The following is a 22510-nucleotide window of genomic DNA, read 5'->3' as shown; positions in this document are numbered from 1 at the left end:
GCTTTACCGAACCTTCGGAGTCGCCCCATGAACCCTCGTCCAGACTGCAGCCCGCCCCCCGCTCGGGGCCGGTCGGCTGCGGCTCCGTCGTGCCCGCTCCGCGCCGGGACGCCGGGAGGCAGGTCGTGAGGCCGGACGACAGCACGGCGGACGACTGGCTCGTCGAGTTCCTCAGCTTCGGTGCGGGCGTGCTGTCCCTGGTCTCCCTGAGCTGCTCGGTGATCTGGGGACTCGTCGCCCAGGACCGCATCCTGCTCGGCCCCCGGCAGCGGATCCTGGCGCAGGCGGTGCACCGGACGACCGCGGTCGCCTCGATCGTCTTCCTGCTGGTGCACATCGTCGTCAAGCTGCTGCAGGAGCACACCACCTGGATCGCCGCGGTGATCCCCTTCGGACTGCTCCTCACCGACGACGAGGCCGTCGCCGGCAGGGGGGTCCTCATCGGGCTCGGCACCCTCGCCGGGATGCTGATGATCTTCGTCGGCATCACCGGTGTGCTGCGCAACCGCTTCGCCTCCCCGGCGCCGGTCGCGGCCCGCTGGCGGGCGATGCACATGCTGGCCTACCCGGCCTGGTGCGCCGCGCTGGTGCACGGGCTCTACGCGGGTCGAGCGGCGAAGCCGATCTTCACGATCCTCTACGGGCTGTCCGTGGTCGGCGTCATGGCGGCCCTCGCCGTGCGCGCCTCCCCGCCCCGCGTGAAGCGCAGGATCTCCGACCGTCTCACCGCGCTGCTCGGCGCCGCCGACCAGCAGCGCGGCCGTGAGGAGCGGCTGGAGGAGAGCAGGTCCCGGGCGGCCGGGTCCGCCCTGCCGGGATACGGCGGCGAGCGCGACTCCGCGCGGGGCGACGGACGTCCGCGCGGGGACGGCGACCGGCGGGGCGAGAGACCGCGCGGCGGGCGCCCGCTGTACGAGACCGCCGGGCCCGCGCCCGCGCCGGAACCGGCGAACGGCTTCGCGGCCGCCTACCGCGCGGTGTCGGCCCCCGGCCGGCCGCCGGCTGGACAGACCCCCCTCACCGACGCGACCTCCCGCATGGAACTGCCGCTGGACATGCAGCCCACGGAGGCCATCCCGCGCGTGGACGGCCCCTCCAGCACCTCGGGCAACTGGCCGATCCCGTCCCCGCCGCCGGTCGGCGAGGCCCCGCCGTCGGCGTACGACCCGCTCCAGGACACCGGATACACCATCCCGGCCTATGACAATCCGGCCGCTTCCGGGTTCGGTTCACGTGATGTGTACGACACCGGTGAGACGAACGGCCTCTCCAGCACGTACAACCCGAGTGACACGTACAACAGCGGTCCCGTCCCCGCACCGAACCCCGGCGTGTCGTCGTCCTACGACTTCGACGCGCCGGGATCGGGCGAACCCTGGAACACACCGAACACGCCGTCCGGAGGCTTCAATTGAACCCTCCCCCAACAACAGCAACGGAAGAGTCGCGCGTGCCTGGCTCTCACGACGCACGGCGGCCGGGCCACCCGGCCACGTGGTCCGTCCGCCGTCCTCGGGGTGAAACCCCGTTTTCCGCCCTGCCCCGCAGAAGCCCGATTCCTCTCCCGGCCGGAGCCGGGGGCATCCTCGGAGGTCGCCGGTGAACGAGGCCCTGCCCGACGTACCCGAAGTCCGCGTGGTCGGACTTCCCCAGCTCACGTCGGGCTTCGACCTTGTGGACCGGCTCGATCTGCCCATGCACCTCAAGGTGCACGGGCCGCTCGAGCCGCTGGGCGGTGAGCAGCTCGCGCAGCTCGCCGAACGCATCAACCTCAGGGGCCGCGGCGGCGCGGGGTTCCCCTTCCACAAGAAGCTGCGCTCGGTCGCCGAGACGGCGATCAAGCGCGGTGTGCGGCCGGTCGTCGTCGTCAACGGCAGCGAGGACGAGCCGGCCTGCCGCAAGGACACGGTGCTGATCAACCGTGCCCCTCATCTCATCCTGGACGGCGCGCTGCTGTGCGCCGAGGCCATGGGTGCCCGCACGCTCGTGGTGGGGGTCACCCGGGAGTCCACCCAGCGCTCCATGGAGGCCGCGCTCGCCGAACGCGGCCTGAACAACAGCCGCCGCTCCGCGCTGCGCGCCCGTGTGCAGCGCAACCCGGTCCGCATGGTCACGGGCGCGGCGGCCTCCCTGATCCGCTCGATCGACGGCGGTCCGGCGATCCCGCCGGGCCGCAAGACCAGCGCCTCGAAGAACGGCGTCGGCGGCGCGCCCACGCTGCTGTCCAACGCCGAGACCTTCGCCCAGCTCGCCATCGCCGCCCGCATCGGCCCGGAGCGCTACGGCAACACCGGCCTGTACGACGAGCCGGGCACCGTGATGCTCACGGTGTCGGGGGCGGTGGCCCGCCCGATGGTGATCGAGGCGCCGACGGGTGTGCCGCTGCGCTACATCCTCCAGCTCGCCGGGGCTCCCCCGGTGCCGCAGGGGGTGCTGACGGGCGGCTACCACGGCAAGTGGATCGACGCGGCGACCGTCAACGAGGCGATCGTCTCCCGCAACTCCCTGGACGCCGTGGGCGGTGCGCTCGGCGCCGGGGCGATCCTGCCGATCAGTCAGGACACCTGCCCGCTGGGCGAGTCGCTGATGGTGGCGAAGTGGCTGGCGGAGGAGAGCGCCGGCCAGTGCGGTCCCTGCTATCTGGGGCTGCCGGCCGCCGCGCGCGGCTTGGAGGACATTCTCAACGGCGGCGGTCCGGCCGCCCTGGAGGCGGTCAAGCAGGTCGCCAAGAACGTGAAGCGGCGCGGGGCGTGTTCGCACCCGGACGGCTCCGCGATGTTCCTGGAGTCGACCCTCAAGGCGTTCACCGACGACCTCGCCGCGCATGTCCTCGGCAACGGCTGCGGACGGCCCGTGGCGGGCGTCCTGCCGCTCTTCGAGGGGGGCAGGGCCCCTACGGGCATCCCGGGCGGCGGAGGCGAGGAGAACGGGCCCAGCCGCCAGAAGATCTACGTCGACTGGACGCTGTGCCGGGGCCACGGCCTGTGCGCGGACATCCTCCCGGAGGTGTTCCAGCTCGGCGCGGACGGCTTCCCGACGGTGGCTCAGGCGCAGGTGCCGCGTTTCGCGGAGGCGAAGGCGCTGCGGGCGGTGCGCCGCTGCCCGGCGCTGGCCCTGCGCATCGAGGACGAGTCGCCCCAGGCGAAGGCGCCGTCCCGCAATCTGCCGGTGCTCTCGCAGGGGCGCGGCCGGCGCGCCCTGGGCCGCTGAGACGGGTCCGATACGGGTCCCGGGCCGCCACGGCGGTCCGGGACGACCGGGACAGGCACAGCAAGGACCGGAACAACCGGCGAGGACCGGAACGGACAGCGAGGTCCCGGACAACCAGCGAGGGCGGACCATCCGTTCGGATGATCCGCCCTCGACTTCTGTGGAGCTAAGGAGAATTGAACTCCTGACCTCCTGCATGCCATGCAGGCGCTCTACCAACTGAGCTATAGCCCCTTGCATCGATCCGCCCGGTTTCCCCGGCGGCGACGCCAACTTTACACGGTCGACCCGGGCCAACACCAAATCGGTTTCGCTTCGCTCGCCTATGTCCCGAATTTCCCCTGCCGGGGGTCACGCGGTCACGAACGAATAGAAGCGCTTGAGCGTGCAGTGCTCCTCCAGCAGCCGGCCGTAGATCGGCTCCCCCTCGAGTTCGCGGTACGTCTCGATGGGGTCGCCTTTTATGATCAGCGCCCGCGCGCATTCCTCGCACCAGTACTGGTAGTCGGGGTTGAGCGGCTCCATGTCCCGGACGATCGGCGTCCCGCTGCCGCACCAGTCGCACTTCCGCCTGTGTGCACCCATCGGTCAGCTCCAGCTGTGGCCGCAGGCCGTGCACACGTAGGAGATCCCGCCGTTGTCGCCGAGCACCTGGGCGACGTGCGCGGAGCCGCAGGAAGGGCAGCTGAGGCGGGTAGAGGTCCGTCGCGTCGACACCGCTCCGAGGAGGTGGTCGACCTCCTCGAGGATGCTCGCAGGCATCACAACTCCCTCCCGTCGGGCCGCGCCCCCTTCCGGCCGTTTGATTCTGCCACGACCGGGCCGACACGGTCAGCGACGCCGGGGTACCGGTCAGGACACGGCTCGGCGCCTCACAGGGGTATACGCCCCCGAGAGCCGTCCTGCTCAACGGCGGACAACAAAAGATCCCGTCCCCTCGAGAGGGACGGGATCTTCGTCATGTGGAGCTAAGGAGAATTGAACTCCTGACCTCCTGCATGCCATGCAGGCGCTCTACCAACTGAGCTATAGCCCCTGGCCGCCGCGTGACGCGGCTTCCTGGTGTTCCTCCCGCTCGGCGGGGCGAACAAGAAGAACTCTAGCCTGTGACCTGCCGGAAAGTGAAATCCGGGTCCCGGGACGTCCCGGGGCCGGATCGAAGCACTCTCAGTCGTCGTCGCCGAGCACCGGTTCCGGCAGGGTGCCGGCGTTGTGCTCGAGCAGCCGCCAGCCGCGGGCGCCCTCGCCGAGGACGGACCAGCAGCAGTTGGTGAGACCGCCCAGGCTCTCCCAGTTGTGCGGGTCGAGTCCGAGCAGCCGGCCGATGGTGGTGCGGATGGTGCCGCCGTGGCTGACCACGACGAGCGTGCCGTCCTGCGGGAGCTTCTCGACGTGCCGCAGCACCACGGGGGCGGCGCGGTCGGCGACCTCGGTCTCCAGTTCGCCCCCGCCCCGGCGGACCGGCTCACCGCGCTTCCACGCGGTGTACTCGTCGCCGTACCTGGCGATGATCTCGTCGTGCGTCAGGCCCTGCCAGACGCCGGCGTAGGTCTCCCGCAGGGCCTCGTCGAGGGTGACCTCCAGGCCGGTGAGCGCGGCGAGCTCGGCGGCGGTGGCCGCGGCCCGCTTCAGGTCGGAGGCGACGATCGCGTCGGGCTTGAGCCCCGCGAGGAGGCGGGCGGACCGGCGGGCCTGGGCGACGCCGGTCTCGGTGAGGTCCACGTCCGTGGAGCCCTGGAATCGGCGCGCCACGTTCCAGGACGTCTGGCCGTGCCGCCACAGGATGATGCGGCGGCCCCGGCGGGCGGACCCGCCCACCTCACCGGTGGCGCTCACCACTCACCGCCGGGCTGCGCGGCCTCCTCGGCCTCCTGGAGCCTGGCGTGCTCGGCGGCCTTGCCGCGGGTGGCCTTGGCGTCCTCGGGCAGCTCCAGCTCGGGGCAGTCCTTCCACAGCCGCTCCAGGGCGTAGAAGACGCGCTCCTCGCTGTGCTGGACGTGGATGACGATGTCGACGTAGTCGAGGAGCACCCAGCGGGCCTCGCGGTCGCCCTCGCGGCGGACCGGCTTGGCGCCGAGCTCCTTGCTGAGCCGCTCCTCGATCTCGTCGACGATGGACTTGACCTGGCGGTCGTTGGGCGCGGAGGCCAGCAGGAAGGCGTCGGTGATGGACAGCACGTCACTGACGTCGTAGGCGACGATGTCGTGCGCGAGCTTGTCGGCGGCCGCCTGTGCGGCGGTGGTGACGAGCTCGAGGGAACGGTCGGTTGCGGTCACTGCGAGGCTTTCGGTCGGTGGACACTTGCTGTCAAGGGTCTCACGGACCGCCGGGCGCACCCTCCGTAATTACGGAGGGTGCGCCCGGAGCGCGCTACGAGCCGGGGTCGTAGTCCTGGCCGAGGACGACCGAGACGCGGGCGTTGGCGGAGACCTCGCCCTTGGTGACGGAGCCGGCGGGCAGTCCCAGGGTCTTGGCGACCTCGGTGGCGTTCTCCTTCTCGGCGGCGTCGGCGTAGACGACCTTCGAGGTGGTCTCGGCGGCGCCGGCGGTGCCCGCGTCCCGGAAGGTGAAGCCGCCGTTGAGGAGCACCACGCGGGCCTTCTCGGTGTTGTCCTTCGTCCCGGTGGCGTTGCGCACGGAGACGCTGACGGCGGCGTTCTTGTCGGGGCTCTTGGCGGTGCCGCCGAGGACGTCCTTGACGACGCTGTCGCTCGCCTGGGCGGTGAGCGTGCCGTCGTCCTGCACGGGCAGCACGGCGGTCTTGTGGTCGCCGCCCTTGGCGCGGTCGGAGAGCCGGGCGAGGAAGGAGCCGAGGTCCTTGTCGGTGAGCGGCGGCTCGATGATCTGCCCGAGGGTCTGGACGGTGACCGTGGCGGCGTCCGGGTCGGAGGTCATCTTGCGCAGGACGCCGTGCAGGACCTGCCCGAACCGCTCCAGCTGGGCGTTCTGGGACTCGCCGGAGCCACGGTGGGTGGCGTAGGCGACGGCCATCTTGCCGCTGAGGGTCTGGTCCTTGCCCTTCTTGACCAGGGGCGCCTCGCCCTTCTTCTCGGCGTCCGGGTCGGGCACGTCGGTGTCGGTGTCGACCTCGATGTTGCCGACGAGGTCGACGAGGGTGAGCAGGAAGGGGGTGTCCAGCCGCCAGGTGCCCTCGATGTCGGTGCCGAGGACGGTGTCGAGGGCGGTCCTGGTGCCCTCGGAGCCGTCGTCCTCGACCGACTTGGCGAGCGTGGTGGTGGCGCCGTCGTCGGCGGTCAGGGTGAGGGAGTTGGGCAGCAGGACGGTGGTGCCCTGCTCGGTGGTGGTGTTGTCGACGAGCAGGGCGGTGGCGGTGCCGCCGTTGGTGGTGTCGTGCAGGTGGACGACGATGACGTCCCGCTTCTGCGCGCCCGCGGCCGTCGTGGTGCCCGTGCCGGGACCGGAGTCGGACAGGCCCGGCAGCTTCCCGGCGTACCAGAGGTAGCCGACGCCGCCGGCCGCGACCAGGGCGAACACCACGACGAGGGCGATGATCCGGCTGCGGGCGCGGCGCTTGGCCTCCTCCCGGCGCTCGGTGCGGTTCTCCGTGAACTTCATCCAGTCGATGACGTCCTCGGAGTCCCCGTCGGGCTCCTCGACGAAGGCGAACTGCTCGGTGCGGTACTCCGGTGCGGGCTCGTCGGGGCCCTGCTCCTCGTCGGCCGGGCCGGGCTGCTGCGGGATGTGCGCGGTCTGCTCGGTGACGCGGGGCTGCTGCCCGGTGTGCGCGGACTGCGTGGACTGCGCAGTCTGGCCGTAGGGGTCGTACGGGGCGCTCCGGCCGCCCTGGCCGCCCGGCTGGGCGCCGTAGGGGTCGTAGGAGTCGTAGGACGGCGCCTGCGGCTGCTGCGGGGCACCGGTCCCGGCCCCGGTCCCGGTCCCGGTCCCGGTCCCGTAAGGGTCGTACGAGGGCTGCTGGTGTCCGCCCGTGTGGTACGGGTCGTAGCCGTAGCCCTGCTGCGGGTAACCGTCGTACTGCTGGTTCTGCTGGTCCGTGGCCTGGCGGTAGACAGGCCGGCCGTACTCGTCGTAGCCGACGAGCTCGTACGGGGCGCCGCCCCCGTCGGCCCCGTATCCCGCGTCGTATCGGTCGTTCACCGGTGCCCCTCTCGGCTCACTCGCCGCGGTACAGCTCGCGCTTGTCGATGTAGCGCACGACTCCGTCCGGCACCAGGTACCAGACGGGTTCCCCCTTGGCGACCCTCGCACGGCAGTCCGTGGAGGAGATGGCGAGGGCGGGGACCTCGACGAGCGAGACACCGCCCTCGGGCAGGCCCGCGTCGGTCAGGTGGTGGCCGGGCCGGGTCACGCCGATGAAGTGCGCCAGGGAGAACAGTTCCTCGCTGTCGCGCCAGGTGAGGATCTGGGCGAGGGCATCGGCGCCGGTGATGAAGAACAGGTCGCTGTCCGGGTTGAGCGCGCGCAGGTCGCGCAGGGTGTCCGTGGTGTAGGTGGGGCCGCCGCGGTCGATGTCGATGCGGCTCACCGAGAACTGCGGGTTCTCGGCGGTCGCGATGACCGTCATCAGATAGCGGTCCTCGGCGGCGGACACCGCGCGGTGGCTCTTCTGCCACGGCTGGCCGGTGGGGACGAACACCACCTCGTCGAGACGGAACTGCGCGGCGACCTCACTGGCCGCCACCAGGTGTCCGTGGTGGATCGGGTCGAAGGTGCCGCCCATCACGCCGAGACGGCGCCTGCCCTGCCGCGCCGGGCCGTTGCCGGGGCCGGTAGGCATGTCCTGCTCTCCCATGCGTGCAGACCCTACCGGCCCGACCTGAACACCCCGTCCGCCAGGGCGGCCGGCAAGAGGATCAGCGGTCGCGGTTGAAGCGGGTGGTGACCCACAGCAGGAGCAGCAGCACGAACAGGGCGCCGCCGCCGGTGAGGTAGGGGCTGAGGCTCTCGTGGTTGCCGCCGTGCTCTCCGCCCTCGGCGGCAAGGGTGGCGAACTGGGCAGCGGTGCTGTGGATGCTCATCTTCGGCAGGACCTATCGCGTGTGGGCGGGATAAAGACGTCGCCTCATCGTATGCGGGGGCCTTCCCGTCGATCACGCCGACTCCGCCGTTGCGGGCCCGTGGAGGGCGCGAGGAACCTTCCGCGCCGCTCAGTCGTCCTTCCGGCTGTAGCCGCGCACCAGGAACCACGCGGTGAGCGCACAGCCCACCACCACCACGATCAGAAGCACCCGGAGCAAGATCCCCGCACCTCCGGAGCCGGGCTTCGCCCCGGGGGACGCGAAGGGCCGTACAAGAGGCCGCGAAGGATCACTCAGACGCACATGGGGGACACATGTCCGACGGCCATCAGCACAACGGGCACGAGAGCGTGCCGAGCAGGCAGCGCAGGCGCTTCCCCGGGATCTCCACGCGGGCGTACGAGCATCCGGCGGACCGTTCCGCGCTGGTGGCGCTGCGCAGGCTGACCGGTTTCGACACGGTCTTCAAGGCGCTGAGCGGCCTGCTGCCCGAGCGCAGTCTGCGGCTGCTGTTCCTGTCCGACTCGGTGCGGGTCTCGGACCGGCAGTTCGCGCACCTCAACGACATGCTGCGGGACGCCTGCTACATCCTGGACCTGGAGAAGGTCCCCCCGATGTACGTCAAGCAGGACCCGAATCCGAACGCGATGTGCATCGGCCTGGACGAGCCGATCATCGTGGTGACCACGGGCCTGGTGGAGCTGCTCGACGAGGAGGAGATGCGGGCGGTCGTCGGGCACGAGGTCGGGCACGCCCTGTCCGGGCACTCGGTGTACCGGACGATCCTGCTGTTCCTGACGTCGCTGGCGGTCCGGGTCGCGTGGATCCCGCTCGGCAATGTCGCGATCATGGCGATCGTGACGGCGCTGCGGGAGTGGTTCCGCAAGTCGGAGCTGTCCGCGGACCGCGCGGGACTGCTGGTCGGACAGGATCCGCGGGCCTCGATGCGCGGCCTGATGAAGATCGCGGGCGGCAACCATCTGCACGAGATGAACGTGGACGCGTTCCTGGAGCAGGCCGAGGAGTACGAGGCGGGCGGCGACCTGCGCGACTCGGTGCTGAAGATCCTCAATGTGCTGCCGCGTTCGCACCCGTTCACCACGGTGCGGGCGGCCGAGCTGAAGAAGTGGGCGGCCTCCCGCGACTACCAGCGGATCATGGACGGCCACTACCCGCGCCGCGAGGAGGACAAGGACGCCTCGGTACGGGACTCCTGGCGGGAGTCGGCGAGCAGCTACGCGGACGAGGTGCGCACCTCCAAGGACCCGCTGATGAAGCTGGTCAGCGACATCGCGGGCGGTGCCGGAGATCTGGGCGGCCGGGTCCGCCGGGGCTTCAGCGGGTTCACGTCGTCGGAGCCGAAGCCGGGACCCGGGAAGTCGGGCACGGAGGACGACGGGCCGCCGCGCGACGGGGCGTAGGCCCGCCGCTGACAACGTGGATCGCCCCCGCCGCCCCTTCCCGTCCCGAAACTGGGGCTCCGCCCCAGACCCCGCTCCTCAAACTCCCCCAGAGGGGCTGAAACTTAGCCCCTCCGGCGTTTGAGGAGCGGGGGTCCGGGGGCGGAGCCCTCGGGATGGGACGGGTAAGGGCGGCGGGGGCGAGGGAACTCCCGGGCACTTGGCCGCCGCGCCGCCCGGCGTTCACGGTGTCGGCTGGGCGCCCGGCGCCAGGGCGCCGCACAGGGCCGGGGCGCTGCCCGTGGCGTAGGGGTCGGTGACGGTGGGAGTGGTCTCCTTCGCCTTCTGGCCCGCCAGCAGCGGGCGCAGCCGGGCGGCGGAGTCCTCGGCGCAGGAGAGCGGGCCGGCCTGGACCTGCGCGACGACGAGTTCCGCCTGGCGCAGGCGCAGATCGTCGCGGTCGAAGCGGAAGCGCAGCTCGCGCCGGACGGTGAACAGGGACGCCTCGGCGTCCGGGCCCGCGTCGGCCGGGCGCAGCGCGTAGACGAACGTGTGGTCCGTGGTGACCTCGAGGGTGGAGGAGTCGTTCTCGGTGGCCTGCATGGTGCCCTGGACCCGGATCTCGCGGTCGGCCAGCCGCACGCGTGCGGGGTCGAAGCGGACCAGCCATCCGGTGGGCGCGTGCCGTCCGTCGGCGGCGGGCCGGTCGAGGCTCCGGTCGAACTGGTCCAGCTGCCCGGGGTCGAGCAGTGCCCGCACGGGCCGGGTCTCGCCGCCGGTGAGCACGCCGGGGTCGAGGGCGGACCGCACGAGGTAGTCCTTGGCGGTGAGCAGCGCGGTCACCACCTGGCCGTCGGAGAAGTGCGCGGTGCGCCGGGACGCCGGGAGCGGCACCCCCTCGGCGCCGGGCCGGAACCGCGCCGCCGGACTGTGCGCGTACAGCCGTTCGACGTCGGCGGTGCCGGGGACCTCGCCCCGCGGGGCGAGCGGGATGACGGTCATCCGCAGCGGCTCGGCGGGTTCGTCGGCGGCGGGGTTGCGGTAGGGGTGGCGCAGACCCATGTAGACGGCGGTGCCGAAGGCCACGGCGATCAGCAGGACCAGGACCAGCGCCTGCCGGGTCAGGCCGCCGCGCCTGCGCGGCGGGCGGCGGCGCACGGCGGGCGCGTGGTCGGTGATGCGCTGCTCGGCGGAGTACTCCTGGAGCCGGGCAGCGCGGACGAAGGACTCGTCGAAGACGACGGACCTGTACTCGTCCTCGCCACCTCCGGGGGCTCCCTCGGGCGTCCCCTCGGGTGGGTCCGAAGGCCCTCCCATACCTTCAGGGTAGGTCCGGGGAGGTCCCGGTAAACGCCCGGCCAGGGCACAAGTTCTGACAGGTTCTCACCAGGTCGGCGGCCGGTCTCAGGAGCCGCCGCGCGGGATCACCGGAACGGCCGGCTGGGAGTAGTCGGCCGACGCGGAGGGCTCCGCGGAGTGCGCCGTCGCGCCGCCCTGCTCCACGCCGGTGGTGGCGGGTGGCGGGGCCGGTTCCTGGCGGCCCCCGGAGCCGCCCCGGTAGACGGCCGAGAAGGCGAGCGCGACCATGCCGACGCCCATCACCAGGGCGAGCATCCAGGCGACGGGACGGTGCCAGCGCACCTGCCTGCCGTACGGGCCCGGGGAGCCGTAGTCGTCCTCCAGGGCGTCCTCGTCGTCGTCCGGGTCGTCGTAACCGGAACCGACCCGGTAGCCGCCGTACCCGTCGTCGTACCGCTCGCCGCGCGTGCGGGCCCGGCGGGCCTCCGCCTCGGAGGCCTCGGCTCTGGCCTGCGCGGCGGCCAGGAGGCGTTCGACGGCGGTCGGCTCGTGGACCTCGGCCGCCCGTACGAAGGCCTCGTCGAAGACCACGGAGGCGAACTCTTCGTCCGACACCCCGCGGTCGTGGTCGTCGTCGGGCTCCCAGCCGTCAGGGAACGGCGTGCCCCCCACGTCCTCCGGCACAGACCCAGAGTAGACCTGGGGGGTCATTTTGGGCAGACGGTATGGAAATTCGTCCGTCCGCCGAGACGGTTCCGCCGCCGCGTCCTTCCCCCGTGCGCGGGTCAGCGCCGTACGTGACCGTCGCCGGTGACGATGTACTTCGTGCTGGTCAGCTCGGGCAGGCCCATCGGCCCCCGGGCGTGCAGCTTCTGCGTCGAGATGCCGATCTCCGCGCCGAAGCCGAACTGGCCGCCGTCGGTGAACCGGGTGGAGGCGTTCACCGCGACCGTGGTGGAGTCCACCAACTGGGTGAAGCGGCGGGCGGCCTGCTGCGAGGTGGTGACGATGGCCTCGGTGTGGCCGGAGGTCCACAGCCGGATGTGCTCGACGGCCCGGTCGAGGGAGTCGACGACGGCGGCGGCGATGTCGTGGGAGAGGTACTCGGTCTCCCAGTCCTCCGTGGTGGCCTCCACGACGGTGGCGCGGGAGTCCTTGGCGTACGCCATCACGCGTTCGTCGGCGTGCACGGTCACCCCGGCGTCGGCGAGGGCGTCCAGGGCGCGCGGCAGGAACTCGGGGGCGATGTCCTGGTGGACCAGGAGGGTCTCGGCGGCGTTGCAGACGCCGACCCGCTGGGCCTTGGAGTTGACCAGGATCTCGACGGCCATGTCGAGGTCGGCCGCGGCGTCGACGTAGACGTGGCAGTTGCCGGTGCCGGTCTCGATGACGGGGACGACCGACTCCTGGACGACCGTGTTGATCAGGGAGGCGCCGCCGCGCGGGATGAGCACGTCGACCAGGCCGCGGGCGCGCATCAGCTCGCGCACGCTGTCCCGGCTCTCGCCGGGGACGAGCTGGACGGCGTCGGCGGGCAGCCCGGCGCCGTGCACGGCGTCGCGCAGGACGCGCACCAGCGCGGTGTTCGACCGGTACGCGGAGGACGAGCCGCGCAGCAGGACCGCGTTGCCGGACTTCAGGCAGAGGGCGGCGGCGTCGACCGTGACGTTCGGCCGGCCCTCGTAGATGATGCCGACGACGCCGAGCGGCACCCGGACCTGGCGCAGGTCGATGCCGTTGGGCAGGGTGGAGCCGCGGACGACCTCGCCGACCGGGTCGGGCAGCGCGGCCACGTCCCGTACGTCGGCGGCGATCGCGCGCACCCGCTCGGGGGTGAGGGTGAGCCGGTCGATCATGCCCTCGCTGACGCCGGCCTCGCGGGCCCTGGCCACGTCCTGGGTGTTGGCCTCGACGATTTCACTCGTACGGACCTCCAGCGCGTCGGCGATGGCGAGCAGCGCGTCGTCCTTGGCGGCCCGCGGCAGCGGCGCGAGGGTGGCGGCGGCCCCCTTGGCCCGGTAGGCGGCCTGGCTGACCGGGGACATCGAGTCGTACGGCGAGAGCGTGGTCATGGGGGAAGGGTAGTGCGGGCGGCCGTCGTCGGCGGCACATGTTCCATACCCCGAGACAGTGGCTTTTGTCCCGTGGACACCGGATTGCGCCCCTCCTCCGTCTCCTCGTTCCCGGGAGGGAGGCGCCCCGGGTTCCCGGGAGGGAGGCGCCCCGGGTTTCCGGGAGGGAGGCGCCCCGGGTTTCCGGGAGGGAGGCGCCCCGAGTGCCTCTAGAAGGGATGCACGCCGACCGGTGTCGCCAGCGCGGGTCCGTGGCCCGCCGCGACGCGCTGGTGGTAGGTGGCCCGGTCGATGACCTCCAGGCCGACGATCTCCCAGGGCGGCAGGCCGGCGGTCCGGCGGTGTTCGCCCCACAGGCGCAGCGCCACGGCGGCCGCGTCGTGCAGGTCGCGGGCCTCCTCCCAGTAGCGAATCTCCGCGTGGTCGTCGGCGTAGCGGCTGGTCAGCAGGAAGGGGTGGTCGTGGGCGAGCTGTTCCAGCGCCCGCCGGACCTCCGTGACCGGGGCCGGCCGGCCGGAGACGCTGAGGGTGACGTGCCACAGGCGTGGCAGGTCACGGGGGTCGCCGCCGCCCTGGAACCGGTCACCGGCCGCGACACTGCTCAGGGCGCGCTCGCCGTCGGCCGCACGGGAGCCGGCACCGCGAGACGCTGTCGTCCCCGGGCGCACTCGTCTCACGACGGCCTCCTTCACGCGCGGACCCACCCGGTGGTCGGGCGGATGTGTCCTCGCAACAAAGTTGAGCAGGCCGCCGTGGCTCGCGGGGCACTTTCGCGGAACGTCCACCACCGCGGGCGGACGTTTCGGCGCATTACGGATGCAGGACCACCAGATCGTCCCTGTGTACGACCTCACGTTCGTACTCCGGTCCGAGGTCCCGGGCGAGTTCATGGGTCGAGCGGCCGATCAGGAGGGGGATCTCCTTGGCGTCGAAGTTGACCAGCCCCCGGGCCACCGCCCGCCCCTCGGTGTCCCGCAGCTCCACCGGGTCGCCCGCGCTGAACTCGCCCTCGACGCCCGCGATCCCGGCCGGCAGCAGCGACTTGCGGCCCTGAACGACCGCGCGGACCGCGCCGTCGTCCAGGGTGATGGAGCCCTGCGGGGTGGAGGCGTGCTGGAGCCACAGCAGCCGGTCGGCGGAGCGGCGTCCGGTGGGGTGGAAGTAGGTGCCGGTGTCGCCGCCGGTGAGGGCGTCGGCGGCGTGGACCGCGCTGGTCAGCACCACCGGGATGCCGGCGGCGGCGGCGATCGAGGCGGCCTCGATCTTGGTGACCATGCCGCCGGTGCCGACGCCCGCCTTGCCGGCGCTGCCGATCTCGACGTGGGCGAGGTCCCCGGGGCCCCTGACCTCGGCGATGCGGGAGGTGCCGGGGCGGCTGGGGTCGCCGTCGTAGACGCCGTCCACGTCGGAGAGCAGGACCAGCAGGTCGGCGTGGACCAGGTGGGCGACGAGGGCGGCGAGCCGGTCGTTGTCGCCGAAGCGGATCTCGTCGGTGGCGACGGTGTCGTTCTCGTTGACGATCGGGAACGCGCCCATCGCCAGCAGCTTGTCGAGGGTGCGGGAGGCGTTGCGGTGGTGGGCGCGGCGGCTCATGTCGTCGCTGGTCAGCAGCACCTGTCCGACCCGGACGCCGTAGCGCGCGAAGGAGGCGGTGTAGCGGGCGACCAGCAGCCCCTGGCCGACGCTGGCGGCGGCCTGCTGCCGGGCCAGGTCCCGGGGGCGGCGGCGCAGGCCCAGCGGGGCGAGTCCGGCGGCGATGGCGCCGGAGGAGACGAGGACGATCTCCCGCTCTCCCCCGCTGCGGGTCTTGGCCAGCACGTCGACGAGCGCGTCCACGCGGTCGGCGTCCAGCCCGCCCGCCGCGGTGGTCAGCGAGGACGACCCGACCTTGACGACGATCCTGCGCGCCTCGCCCACGGCCTGCCTTGCCCCTGTCACCCTGCCGCCCGTCCCTCACGTCGTTCGATCACCCGTCAGGCAATCTACGCGAAGCGGATCGTCGGGCGCTCGGCCGTTCCAGCCTCCGGACACGCGCACCGTGACCGTTCACTCACGCACCGCGCCGAGTGAAAAGGTTGCGCCGGACACCCATAGAAATCAAATATTCCGCAAACGTATGTTGAATGCCGTGTCACACAACGTTCGCGGCAAGAAACGCATCCTCCTGAGATCGGGGAAGAGTCCCTACGACGTCCTGTCCGTGGAGGAGGCCCTCCACCGTGACGTCATCGCCACCAACTCCGGCAACCTGATCTTCAGCGATGCCGCGCACAAGATCCTCGAGACGCCCCGCACCGAGGTGGTCTCGAACGAGATGCGGACCGAGGTGGCCGCGGCGGCACGCATCAACGAGGAGTACGACGCCTTCGTCGTCCCGCTCGCCAACGCCTTCCGCCCGTCCTTCGAGCCGGGCCTGAAACGGCTCACGCGGCTGATCGGCCGGCTGAGGATCCCCGTGGTCGTCCTCGGGGTCGGCGCGCAGACCGGGCTGAACTACAACCCGGACCGGCTGAAGCCGATGGAGCCGTCCGTGCGCGCCTTCGTCTCCGCGGTGCTCGACCGCAGCGCCTCGATCGGCGTGCGGGGCGAGTTCACCGAGAAGTACCTCAAGGACATGGGCTTCCGCGACGTCGAGGTGATCGGCTGCCCGTCGCTGTTCATGTACGGCAAGGAACTCGCCGTACAGAAGCGGACGCAGGCGCTGACCGCCGACTCGCGCATAGCGATCAACGGCTCGCACAGCGCCGTGCGCAGGAACGGCATGGGCCGGATCATCTCGCGCACCCACTCCCGCTACCCGAACCTGCGGTTCATAGGCCAGAACCTCAGTGACGCCAAGCAGTTGCACTGGCGGGACCTGTCCGACCCGAACGGGAAGGTCACCGCGATGCCGACGCATCCCGACCACCCGATGTACCGGGAGGACAAGGCCCGCGTCTACGTCGACCCGGTCACCTGGATCGACGACCTGCGGGACTTCGACTACTCCTTCGGCTCCCGCATCCACGGCAACATCGCCGCGCTGCTGGCCGGTACGCCCGCGACCGTACTGTGCGCGGACTCGCGGACGCTGGAGCTGTGCCGCTACTTCGAGATCCCGCACCGCCGGATCGACAAGCTGCCCGAGGACGTCGACCCGGCGCGGCTGTACGAGGAGACGGACCTCAGTGCGCTCACGGGCAACCACCACGAGCGGTTCGAGCGGTTCACGGCGTTCCTGGACCGCAACGGCCTGGAGAACACCTTCTCGCACGGCGACGGCGGCGCGGCCTTCGAGAAGAGGCTGCGCTCGCTGGACTTCCCGCCGGGCGTGCGCCCCTGGATCGACACCGACCTCGCTTCCCTCGCCTCCCGCATGGGCTGGCTGAACAACCGGGTGGACGAACTGACCCAGGAGAACACCCGGTTGAGGCGGGACCTGGACCGGGCGAGGTCCGGTGCGCGCGGGGGCGCGGCGGGGCCGGCGAGCACGTCGGTGTACCGCCGGGCCCGCCGTGTGGTGGGCGCTCCCCTGCGCCGGGCGCTGCAGGGAGGCCGGAAGTAGGATCCCGGGGGCCATAGCACCCCTGGTCACTCTCCACGACGAGGACACCCGCGTGTCGTCCGGAGGTGGGCGCGCGTTAACCCGGGCGCCCGCTTCTGCGTCGACCCTGGAGTGACCGCAGTGCCCGAACCCTCGTCCCCCCGGCGGCGGACCGCCGCCCAGTTGCTCGTCCTCGCCCTCCTGTCGGCCGCCGTCGCCGCGCAGGCCGTCGCCGCGCTGCGCCCCCATGTGCCGCTGCTGCTCGTCTCGACCGCCGCGTCGCTGGCGGTCGAGGGTGTGCTGTACCGGTGGCAGCCCGGCATGGTGTCGCTGTTCGCCAAGTCGCACGCGGACGTCACCGTCCGCCATGTGCTGCGCGATCTGCTGCTGGTGGTGGGCCTGCTGCGGCTCGGCGAGCAGCACCGGGAGACGCAGTACGCCCCGCTGGTCGCCGGGCTGCTGGCCTTCTACGCACTGCACTGCGCGGTCCAGGCGGTGTCCGTGCTGGTCCGCCGTACCCGCACGCTGCCGGTGCTGACCCGCAACATCGACGCCTCGGCGCTGCGGCTGTCCCCCGCCCCGCACGTGCTGCTGCGCCGCCCCGGCCACCGGCTGCTGGTGTTCGGCCTGCCGGCCACGGCCGGGCTGACGGCGACGGCGGTCACCGACGACGCCCGGTACGCGGCGGCCGGTGTCGCGCTGGCCCTGCTGCTCACGGCCGCGGGCCTGTGCGCGCTGCTGCTGCGGCTGCTGCCGGGGCGGCGTCCGGCGGGCGAGCAGGAGGTGCTCGACTGGTTCGACGCATGGCTGGCCGAGTACCGGCCCACGGTCGGCCTGTACTTCTCCGGCGGCCCCTCATCCGCCTACCAGGCGAACATGTGGCTGGAGCCGCTGGCGGGGCTCGGCGGGCGGCCGGTGATCGTGCTGCGCGAGCGGTTCATGGTGCCGAGGATCGCGGCGACCGACATCCCCGTCGTGTGCCTGCCGAAGGTGTCCACGCTGATGCGTCTGGAGCAGTCCACGCTCCAGGTGCTCATCCACCCGTCGAACTCCGGCAAGACCTCCCAGGTGCTGCGCATCCCCACGATCAAGCACACCTTCGTCAACCACGGCGAGAGCGACAAGCTGTCGTCCTGCAACCCGTACGCGAAGGCGTACGACGAGGTGTGGGTGGCCGGTCCGGCGGCGCGCGAGCGGTACGCGCTGGCCGACGTGGGGGTCGAGGACAAGGACGTGGTGGAGATCGGGCGCCCGCAGCTGGACGCCGTACGCCCGTACGCGGGTCCGCCCGCCGGGGCGTACACCACCGTGCTGTACGCGCCGACCTGGGAGGGCTGGGACGGCAACCCGGGCAACACGTCGGTGGTCGCGGCCGGTGAGAACCTGGTGCGGGCGCTGCTCGCCGACCCGGGGGTGCGGCTGCTGTACAAGCCGCACCCGCTGACCGGCTCGGTGGATCCGCGGGCGGGCGCCGCCGACCGGCGGATGCGGGAGCTGATCCGGGCGGCGAACCGGGAGCGGTCCGGGGCGCGTCCGGCGCCGTCGGGAGAACTGGCGCGCCGCACCGCCGAGCTGGACCGGCTCACCACGGCCGCGTTCCGGGCGGGTGCCGACCAGGTCGAGCGGATGCTGGTGCAGTCGGCCCCGGAGCCGGGCCGGGCGGAGGCGGTGGCGCGGGCGAAGGCGGCCTGGGAGGAGGCGTACTGGGCGTCGCTGCCGGAGTGGGAGCACCAGGTCGTCACGGACGCCCGTCCCGAGCTGTACTCCTGCTTCGACGTCGCCGACCTGCTGATCAGCGATGTGTCGAGCGTGATCAGCGACTTCCTGGCGAGCGAGAAGCCGTACGCGGTGGCGAACACCAGCGGGCTGCCCGAGGAGGCGTTCCGGGCGGCGTTCCCGACGGTGGCGGCGGCGACGGTGCTGACGCCGGACGCGGCGGGGGTGCCGGCGCTGCTGGAGGCGGTCCGTGATCCGGGCAAGGACGGATTCGTGGGCGCCCGTGCGGAGTTGAAGCGGCGGTTGCTGGGGCCGGCCGTGCCGACGTCCCAGCAGCGGTTCGCGGCGGCGGCGGAGGCTCTGTGCGCGGCGGCGCGGGAGCACAGGGTGCGTGCGGCTCGCCGCCTCACCGCGGAGGTTCCCGGCCAGCGTCGCGGCACGCTCATCCCGTAGGGGTTTTCCGCCCCCGCCGCCCTTACCCGTCCCATCCCGGGGGGGGCGCTGCCCCCGGACCCCCGCTCCTCAAACGCCGGAGAGGCTGACTTCCAGCCCCTCCGGGGGAGTTTGAGGAGCGGGGTCTGGGGCGGAGCCCCGGGTCGGGACGGGAAGGGGCGGCGGGGGCGAAAAAGGTTCAGGCCGTCGCCGGGGTCAGCAGGCGGCGGGCTCTGCGGGCGACCCGGCGCAGTGCGGAGCCCGTGCCGCCCGTGCGGTGGCCGGGGACCGCGCGGGCCTCGCGCGGGGTGGCCAGGTACACGGAGTCGGGGATGCCGGCCGCGCGGTCGCGGAAGTGCGGGTAGGCAAAGTAGACGCGGCGGCCCCGGCGCTCCAGCAGGGCCTGCGGCTGCTTCTTCTCCTGGACGAACCGGAGGACGTCCAGGAGGAGTTCCAGCCGCTGCCCGGCCACCAGGTGCAGCCGCAGCCGCTCCTCGGTCTTCAGCAGCCGGGCGACGCCCTCGGTCCAGTGGACGTCCATCAGCGGCCGCGCCAGCTCCAGTTTGCGCCGCCGGACGTCGTCGCTGTCCTTGAGGAACCGGGGGCCGAACTGGGGCAGCAGGGTGACGGTGAAGGGCCGCACCATGAGCAGGTCGCGGCGGGAGCCCTCGGGGACGAGGCCGGCGATCAGGTTCATCAGGGCGCGGGCGGAGTCGAACCGCAGGGTGTAGCCGCCGCTCCTGGTGACGTGCTTGCCGTCGTCGCGGCCCACCAGGTAGTAGCAGGTGTAGTCGGCGATCACGGAGACGCCGTCGGCCCGCAGATAGGCCTCCATGGTGAACAGCGCGTCCTCGCCGGTGAACAGGGACTCGTCGAACCGCATGCCGTGCCGGTCGAGCAGCGCGCGGCGGAACAGCTTCTGCGCGCTGAGCGTGAACTTGATGTGGGAGGAGTAGACGTCGGTCCGCTCCAGTGTCTTCCCCCACATGGACTTCGGCGCGCCCCGGTTGACGCCCTCGATCCGGCCCAGGACGACATCGGTGCCGGCCCGGTCGGCCATGGAGACCATCCGTTCCAGAGCCTCGGGGCCCAGCCGGTCGTCGGCGTCCAGGAAGAAGACGTAGCGTCCGGTGGCCCTGCCCAGGCCCACGTTGCGCGGGCCGCTGGGGCCGCCCGAGTTCTTCTGCCTCACCACGGTGACCTGCAGGGGCGTACGGGCCGCGAACTCCTCCAGGTACTCCCCCGTGCCGTCGGTCGAGCCGTCGTCGACCGCGATGACCTCGATGCGCTCCGGGCCGATGGTCTGTGCCTCCACGGAGGCGAGGCACTCGACCAGATACGGCATCGCTTCGTACGCCCCGATGATCACGGTGACATCAGGCTGCGCCACGGTCACGTTTCCCCCTGTTCATGTGGATGGCCCCCCGTATCGCCTCATTCGCTACTTGTTAGACGGGTGTTCGAGGCAGGGGGTTGCCTCGGACGCCTGTTTTAGTGGTCCACGTCACAGGGTCGCCGTCGCCCCGTCGGGTATATGAAAGGGCCCGGTCCCCGAGGATCAACTCCTCGAAGACCGGGCCCTGTCGAGCCCGCCGGGCGGGTCAGACGGCGTCGACGCCGTCCGCCTCACCGGCCGCCGACACCCGCGGCACGGGCACCGCGTCCGCCAGCTCCACGTCGGGGCCGCCGGTGGTGATCCGGGACTCCTGGCCGAGGTTGCGCGCCTCGGCCTTCAGCGCGAGCTGCCGGACCGCGGTGTTGAACTGGTCGATGGACTTCGGCTCGTCCGGGCCGAGCAGGTAGCGCTTGAGCTCCCCCCGGTCCCCGGCCAGCGGGTCGGCGGACGGGTCGCGGACCGCGTCGAGCAGCCCGTCGAGTTCCTTCGCGCCGTTGGACAGGATCACCGCGGCGCGCACCGCCGTGTTCTGCCGCTTGAACTCCTCCACGCCCAGTTCGGCGGAGTCCGTGACGGCGTACGGCTTGCCGCTGGCGATGAAGTCGGAGACCACGCTGGAGATGTCGGAGACCATCGCGTCGGAGACGTTGAAGCAGTCGTACAGGCGCGGCTCGGCGCCCGTGATGACGCGGTGCTCCCAGTCGGGGACGGAGCGCCAGTACGCGGTGTTCCACTCGGCGCGCAGCCGGGCGGTCTCCTCGTGCCGGGCCACGTCGGCCACCCCGTCGCGGGAGGCCTCGGCCTCGTCGCCCTTGTCGGTGCCGCCGGTCAGCTCCGCCAGCCGGGCCTCGATGCGGGCCAGCTCGGCCCTGGCCTCGCTCTGGGCGGCCGTGTCGACGGTGAAGCGCGGATCGGCGGCGCGCGCGGCGGCGGCCTTCTCGATCAGCGCGGTGATCCGCTGGTGGGCGGCCTTCGCCTTCGCGCTGCGGGTGCCGGTGAAGGGGTGCGGCTTGTAGAGGACCCGCACCGGCGGGTCGGCCTTGACCAGCTTCTTCACGATGTTCTCGCCGGCCAGCAGGATCGAGGTGTTGCCGGGGTTGTCGTCCCAGCCCTCCCAGGTGGGGGCGTACAGGACCGTCGGCATGCGGTCGTCGGGGACGCCCTGCCAGGTCTGGATCGGGGCCAGCTGCGGGCGGCCGACCTCGACGATGTCGTCGTCGCGGACACCGACGTCGGCGATGGCGTAGCGGTCGCGGCCCGCGCGGCCGGCCGTCCACACCTCGTCGTAGACCTTGCTGTACGGGTTGACGCTGGCGAGCTTGTCGCTGTCGCCGTGGCCGATGAAGACGTGCTTCATGGTGGGCACGCGCAGCATGTGGATGTTCTTGCCGACGTTCGCCGCGTACAGCGCGACCCGCACCGTGGACAGGTCCATGTTCATCAGGTGCACCCCTCCGGGCACGCAGACGACGGGGACCGTGGTGGGCGCCAGGTTCTGCAGGATGACCCGCTCGCGCAGGATGACCAGCGGACGGGTGTCCAGCTGCTCCATGGTCTCCAGCCACATGTTGACCTGGTAGGCGGAGTCCTTGGAGCCGGAGAAGTACAGCACGGTCTCCGGGCGGTACTCGCGCAGCCAGTCGTCGACCGCGTCCAGCACCTTCTCCGGGCTCGGCGGGGTCTTCCGGCCGCGTACGTAGGGCAGCAGGGCGAGGACGTACAGGACGCCCGCGGCGACCGTGACACCGATACCGGTGTAGCCGACGGCGGCCGACTCCAGGGAGGCGCCGAGCAGTATGCCGACGACCGCCGCGAGGTCGAGGTGGAGCATCTTCTCCGCGGCGCGGTTCAGCAGCACCTGCGGCGGCGCGTCCGGGATGCGGATGCGGGAGGCCAGGTCGACGTTGCGGGTGGCGACCGGCATCCGGCGGCGGTTGCGGATCAGCGTGGTGAGCGCGCCGTGCGGGGCCTGAAGACCGTAGAAGGCGATGAAGCAGGCGATCGCCCCGTAGTAGATCAGGTTGTCCGCGAGGGACAGGCGGGCCAGCAGCAGGATCAGCAGGAGCTGTCGGATCAGGAAGCGGATCGACAGGCCGGCCCGCACCTTGCTGAGACGGCTGACCAGGTAGCTGCCCTTGCGGTGCAGATAGTGGTCCGCCAGGTACGTCACTGCGGCCGCTGCCGCGAAGGCGGGGATGCTCGGGACGAGCGCGGCCAGCATGAGGCAGGGGAAGCCCAGCAACATGAGGACCGCCGCGGCCAGCTCGGCCGCGCTGCCCACCCGGGCGACGCGAATAGCGGTGGATATCACGGATAACCTGCTCTTGGAGGGGGGAGTGCCGGTTTTTGTGCCTGTGCGCAATTCGGGAGGTACGGATTCAGGCCCCCGCGAACTCCCGTCGACCGACTACGTGAACAGGAGGCCGCGGAGGCCTGAATTACGGAAGGCTATTTGGCGGCAATTA

Annotated in this window: 19 protein-coding genes and 2 tRNA genes; 5 read left to right on the top strand and 16 right to left on the bottom strand. The window is 71.9% G+C overall.

Features of this window, described 5'->3' with window-relative positions; all coding sequences use genetic code 11:
• Nucleotides 1-125: 125 nt before the first annotated feature.
• Complete coding sequence (locus tag IH50_RS0106430; RefSeq protein WP_030858200.1) at nucleotides 126-1415, top strand: ferric reductase-like transmembrane domain-containing protein; 1290 nt, start codon at nucleotides 126-128, stop codon at nucleotides 1413-1415.
• Between the two features lie 184 nt (nucleotides 1416-1599).
• Nucleotides 1600-3210 carry an NADH-quinone oxidoreductase subunit NuoF family protein gene (locus IH50_RS0106425; protein WP_030858198.1) on the top strand — a complete coding sequence of 537 codons (1611 nt, stop codon included), beginning with the start codon at nucleotides 1600-1602 and terminating at the stop codon, nucleotides 3208-3210.
• A 161-nt stretch (nucleotides 3211-3371) separates the two neighbouring features.
• Here the strand turns inward: IH50_RS0106425 and IH50_RS0106420 are convergent.
• The 9 genes from IH50_RS0106420 to IH50_RS41950 all read right to left on the bottom strand — a co-directional run bounded on the left by IH50_RS0106420 (nucleotide 3372) and on the right by IH50_RS41950 (nucleotide 8207).
• Nucleotides 3372-3444, bottom strand: a tRNA-Ala gene (locus IH50_RS0106420).
• A gap of 117 nt (nucleotides 3445-3561) precedes the next feature.
• Nucleotides 3562-3795 (bottom strand): hypothetical protein, encoded by a 234-nt coding sequence (locus tag IH50_RS0106415; RefSeq protein ID WP_019523121.1) that lies wholly within the window; start codon nucleotides 3793-3795, stop codon nucleotides 3562-3564.
• A gap of 3 nt (nucleotides 3796-3798) precedes the next feature.
• Complete coding sequence (locus IH50_RS40775) at nucleotides 3799-3972, bottom strand: hypothetical protein (protein WP_006136075.1); 174 nt, start codon at nucleotides 3970-3972, stop codon at nucleotides 3799-3801.
• Nucleotides 3973-4173: 201 nt separating this feature from the next.
• Nucleotides 4174-4246: transfer RNA gene (locus tag IH50_RS0106405), tRNA-Ala, on the bottom strand.
• 131 nt (nucleotides 4247-4377) lie between these two features.
• Nucleotides 4378-5046: a histidine phosphatase family protein gene (locus IH50_RS0106400; RefSeq protein ID WP_030858195.1), complete on the bottom strand. Its 669-nt coding sequence runs from the start codon at nucleotides 5044-5046 to the stop codon at nucleotides 4378-4380.
• On the bottom strand, nucleotides 5043-5486 hold the full coding sequence (rsfS, locus tag IH50_RS0106395) for a ribosome silencing factor (protein ID WP_030858193.1): 444 nt from the start codon (nucleotides 5484-5486) through the stop codon (nucleotides 5043-5045). The genes IH50_RS0106400 and rsfS overlap by 4 nt, the downstream gene beginning before the upstream one ends.
• 94 nt (nucleotides 5487-5580) lie before the next feature.
• A complete protein-coding gene (locus IH50_RS0106390) occupies nucleotides 5581-7326 on the bottom strand; it encodes a LytR C-terminal domain-containing protein (RefSeq protein WP_030858191.1) in 1746 nt (581 codons plus the stop codon).
• Nucleotides 7327-7342: 16 nt separating this feature from the next.
• Nucleotides 7343-7981: a nicotinate-nucleotide adenylyltransferase gene (gene nadD / locus IH50_RS0106385; RefSeq protein ID WP_030858189.1), complete on the bottom strand. Its 639-nt coding sequence runs from the start codon at nucleotides 7979-7981 to the stop codon at nucleotides 7343-7345.
• A 61-nt stretch (nucleotides 7982-8042) separates the two neighbouring features.
• Nucleotides 8043-8207 carry a hypothetical protein gene (locus tag IH50_RS41950; protein WP_030858187.1) on the bottom strand — a complete coding sequence of 55 codons (165 nt, stop codon included), beginning with the start codon at nucleotides 8205-8207 and terminating at the stop codon, nucleotides 8043-8045.
• 314 nt (nucleotides 8208-8521) lie between these two features.
• On the opposite strand from IH50_RS41950, the gene IH50_RS0106370 reads away from it, so the two are divergent.
• On the top strand, nucleotides 8522-9628 hold the full coding sequence (locus IH50_RS0106370) for a M48 family metallopeptidase (RefSeq protein ID WP_030858185.1): 1107 nt from the start codon (nucleotides 8522-8524) through the stop codon (nucleotides 9626-9628).
• 222 nt (nucleotides 9629-9850) lie between these two features.
• Here IH50_RS0106370 and IH50_RS0106365 read toward each other — a convergent pair whose 3' ends face one another.
• The 5 genes from IH50_RS0106365 to proB form a co-directional block, all read right to left on the bottom strand.
• The gene (locus IH50_RS0106365; RefSeq protein ID WP_030858183.1) at nucleotides 9851-10924 is read right to left on the bottom strand and encodes a hypothetical protein; all 1074 of its coding nucleotides are present in this window, start codon (nucleotides 10922-10924) and stop codon (nucleotides 9851-9853) included.
• A gap of 87 nt (nucleotides 10925-11011) precedes the next feature.
• Complete coding sequence (locus tag IH50_RS0106360; RefSeq protein ID WP_030858181.1) at nucleotides 11012-11617, bottom strand: hypothetical protein; 606 nt, start codon at nucleotides 11615-11617, stop codon at nucleotides 11012-11014.
• A 74-nt stretch (nucleotides 11618-11691) separates the two neighbouring features.
• The gene (locus IH50_RS0106355) at nucleotides 11692-12978 is read right to left on the bottom strand and encodes a glutamate-5-semialdehyde dehydrogenase (protein WP_030858179.1); all 1287 of its coding nucleotides are present in this window, start codon (nucleotides 12976-12978) and stop codon (nucleotides 11692-11694) included.
• 209 nt (nucleotides 12979-13187) lie between these two features.
• Entirely contained in the window at nucleotides 13188-13655 is a 468-nt protein-coding gene (locus tag IH50_RS0106350) for a hypothetical protein (RefSeq protein ID WP_078913881.1), read from the bottom strand.
• A 133-nt stretch (nucleotides 13656-13788) separates the two neighbouring features.
• Nucleotides 13789-14895, bottom strand: coding sequence for a glutamate 5-kinase (proB, locus tag IH50_RS0106345; protein WP_030858175.1), 1107 nt, complete (start codon nucleotides 14893-14895; stop codon nucleotides 13789-13791).
• Between the two features lie 199 nt (nucleotides 14896-15094).
• Here proB and IH50_RS0106340 point away from each other — a divergent pair, with 199 nt between their 5' ends.
• Both IH50_RS0106340 and IH50_RS0106335 read left to right on the top strand, forming a co-directional pair.
• Entirely contained in the window at nucleotides 15095-16522 is a 1428-nt protein-coding gene (locus IH50_RS0106340; protein WP_051767203.1) for a polysaccharide pyruvyl transferase family protein, read from the top strand.
• A gap of 120 nt (nucleotides 16523-16642) precedes the next feature.
• The gene (locus IH50_RS0106335) at nucleotides 16643-18670 is read left to right on the top strand and encodes a hypothetical protein (protein ID WP_030858171.1); all 2028 of its coding nucleotides are present in this window, start codon (nucleotides 16643-16645) and stop codon (nucleotides 18668-18670) included.
• Between the two features lie 178 nt (nucleotides 18671-18848).
• Here IH50_RS0106335 and IH50_RS0106330 read toward each other — a convergent pair whose 3' ends face one another.
• Nucleotides 18849-20045, bottom strand: coding sequence for a glycosyltransferase family 2 protein (locus tag IH50_RS0106330; RefSeq protein WP_030858169.1), 1197 nt, complete (start codon nucleotides 20043-20045; stop codon nucleotides 18849-18851).
• A gap of 205 nt (nucleotides 20046-20250) precedes the next feature.
• On the bottom strand, nucleotides 20251-22326 hold the full coding sequence (locus IH50_RS0106325; RefSeq protein WP_030858167.1) for a hypothetical protein: 2076 nt from the start codon (nucleotides 22324-22326) through the stop codon (nucleotides 20251-20253).
• Nucleotides 22327-22510: the final 184 nt, after the last annotated feature.

Origin of the sequence: Streptomyces sp. NRRL S-37, assembly GCF_000721605.1 — a bacterium.
Taxonomy (GTDB): domain Bacteria; phylum Actinomycetota; class Actinomycetes; order Streptomycetales; family Streptomycetaceae; genus Streptomyces.
The sequence above is the reverse complement of the archived record's forward strand: the minus strand, read 5'-3'. Positions and strand labels throughout refer to the sequence as shown.